The organism is Streptococcus sp. HMSC071H03, from assembly GCF_001813035.1.
Taxonomy (GTDB): domain Bacteria; phylum Bacillota; class Bacilli; order Lactobacillales; family Streptococcaceae; genus Streptococcus; species Streptococcus anginosus.
Window position 1 is genome coordinate 1 of record NZ_KV811140.1, and the last position, 2,913, is coordinate 2,913.

General features: G+C 37.9%; 2 protein-coding genes and 1 pseudogene. All 3 read right to left on the reverse strand.

Translation table 11 applies throughout. The annotated features are described in order from the left end of the window. Nucleotides 1-169: pseudogene (locus tag HMPREF2887_RS10320) on the reverse strand (sigma-70 family RNA polymerase sigma factor); the annotation flags it as partial. Nucleotides 170-505: 336 nt separating this feature from the next. Continuing rightward, complete coding sequence (gene ftsH / locus HMPREF2887_RS00015; protein WP_003026841.1) at nucleotides 506-2,476, reverse strand: ATP-dependent zinc metalloprotease FtsH; 1,971 nt, start codon at nucleotides 2,474-2,476, stop codon at nucleotides 506-508. A 20-nt stretch (nucleotides 2,477-2,496) separates the two neighbouring features. After that, nucleotides 2,497-2,913, reverse strand: a 417-nt coding sequence (gene hpt, locus HMPREF2887_RS00020) for a hypoxanthine phosphoribosyltransferase (RefSeq protein WP_084740301.1), incomplete at its 5' end; no start/stop codon positions are given.

Here is a 2,913-nt window from a genome sequence, read left to right on the forward strand (position 1 = left end):
AGAGCTGATGATCTTCTTCTACTAGCTGCGGATAGCGACTCACCAACTGATAGAGCACCAACATGCCCTCTTGTTCCCAATCGCTTAATTCCCACAAGTGAACATAATAATCCCGACGGCACTTTAATACAATCCCCCTTACCTTGCCATACAACTCCTTGAACTCCATTTCCTTCTCCTTCTTTTTACTGACCTTTTAAGGATAGCAAACTTGAAGCTTTTAGGAGGGCTGGGTAGCTGTTCTACTTTTTTTAGATTCTATTTTGTACTTCTTAATACACTTATCTATCTCTTCAGGCACTTTTACATGCTGTTCAGCGGATAGAATTAAAGAGTTTGGGACAAAAAGATTTCAATTTTTAAAAATCTTAATTATTAAGCCCTTCAAATCTATAATTAAATGCGAAAAGCGAACAAAGCAGAATTCTGATTACCAGAAAACTAGTTTTGTTCGCTTTTTATATTTGAAGTCGGACTTTTGTCCCAGCCTCTTTAACATTTTAATTTATTCTGGTTTCTGCTCTTCCATTTGAGATTTTACTTCATCATAGCTCAAAGCATGTGAAGAACTTGCATTTGGTTCATCAGGCATTTCACCCGTTTCATATAATGATTTGATTTGATGACTATCAAGTGTTTCGTATTTAAGAAGAGCTTCCGCAATTAATTTATGCTTTTCGCGATTGGATTGGATAATTTCTGCTGCTTTGTCGCGCGCTTCATTAAGCAAATTACGTACTTCCTCATCAATTTCATATGCAGTCTGTTCGGAAATTGATTTTTGTGGACTTGCAGCACCAAACATTGCATGGTTTCCTTCGTATTGAACTGGACCGAGTTTTTCACTCATACCATACTCTGTTACCATCGCACGTGCCATTTGTGTAGCTTGCTCAAAGTCATTTGAAGCACCTGTAGTTTGGACATTGAAAATAATTTCCTCAGCAACACGTCCTCCCATCAATCCTGCAAGTTGTTCTTTCATATCTTCTTTAGATAAAAGAGTTTGATCTTCTTTCGGGAGAGCAATCATATATCCACCCGCACGACCACGAGGTACAATAGTTACCTTGTGAACAACACGTGCATTTGATAAAACAAGCCCAACAATTGTATGTCCTGCTTCATGATAAGCAACAATTTGACGATCACGTTGTGAAACTGTCTTATCTTTTTTAGACGGTCCTGCGATAACTCGGTCCTCTGCTTCATCGATATCAGAAGCATCAATAACTTTTTTATTTCGACGCGCTGCGACAAGAGCCGCTTCATTTAAGACATTTTCCAAATCAGCACCAACAAAACCAGGCGTTTGTTGAGCAACTAGTTTTAAGTCAACATCTTCAGCAAGAGGTTTATTTCTAGCATGAACACGAAGGATTGCTTCGCGACCTTTTACATCTGGCTGACCAACAAGAACTTTACGGTCAAAACGACCAGGACGCAAAAGAGCGGGATCTAAAACATCACTTCGGTTAGTAGCAGCAATGACGATAACCCCTTCATTGCCTTCAAAACCATCCATCTCAATCAGAAGTTGATTAAGGGTTTGCTCGCGCTCATCATTTCCTCCACCGAGACCAACACCACGTTGACGACCAACAGCATCAATTTCATCAATAAAGATAATCGCTGGAGCTGCCTTTTTTGCATCTTCAAAAAGAGAGCGAACACGGCTAGCACCGACACCGACAAACATTTCAACGAAATCTGAACCCGAAATACTAAAGAATGGAACTCCTGCTTCACCAGCGACGGCTTTTGCAAGAAGAGTTTTACCAGTCCCTGGAGGGCCTTCAAGAAGAACACCAGCTGGTATGCGAGCCCCTAGTTTTGTATAACGTTTAGGATCTTTTAGAAATTCAACAACTTCAACTAGTTCTTGTTTTTCTTCTTCCGCACCTGCTACATCAGAAAAGCGTACTTTTATATCTTCTTTGTTTGTCGCACGCGCTTTATTACGTCCAAAACTCATAGCTCCACGCGCTCCACCGCCTCCACCTTGATTCATCATAGAGAACAGGAAGAAAGCAAAGATGGCAAATGGCACCAGAGTTGTCAGCACCTGAATCCAAACACCACTTGAACTTTCACGTTTAATGGTGATTTCAGTCCCCTTATCTGAAGCTAATTTTTGTAATTCAGCTATCGTTAAATCTGAAGGTAGAATAACACTAGTAAAGCGGCTTACAGAGGTAGAAGAAGGAGTAAAAAACTGAATACCACTATTATCCTTTACCTTCTTTTCTTTCTTATAAGTACCTGCAACTTCAATAACACTACCATTTGGCTGATAGCTAATATCCTTTACATTTCCATTTTTAATTTCTTTAACTAGCTCAGTATAGTTAATTTGCTGACTATGACCTACAGAACTTCCAGCTGAAAAATACTGAAAACCTGTAATAACAACAACAATAATTAAAATATATAAGAAAGGATTTTTTATAAAACCATTATTTTGTTTATTTTTCATCTATCTATCAATATACCTTTTTATTTTGTATAAACTTTTTCTTTTAAAACCCCTACATATGGAAGATTCCGATAATTTTCATCAAAATCTAGACCATAACCAACTACAAATTCATTTGGAATTGTAAAACATGTGTAATCTGCTTCAATATCAACTTTTCGTCCTTCGGGCTTGTCCAAAAGTGTAGCAATTTTAACAGACGCAGCTTTTTTCTCCCTAAATAACTCACACAGGCTTTTCAATGTTTTTCCCGTATCAATAATATCTTCGACAAAAAGAATATGACGTCCAGCAATATCTTGATCAATATCTTTAATAATATTGATAACACCACTGCTAGATGTCCCACCATGATAGCTTGACACTAACATAAAATCCATTTCAATATGGGTATCAACATGCTTTATCAACTCTGCCATAAAAGGAATGGAACCTTT

Coding starts and splice junctions, on each gene's coding strand:
- ftsH (WP_003026841.1), bottom strand. CDS start 2,476: ATGAAAAATAAACAAAATAATGGTTTTATAAAAAATCCTTTCTTATAT.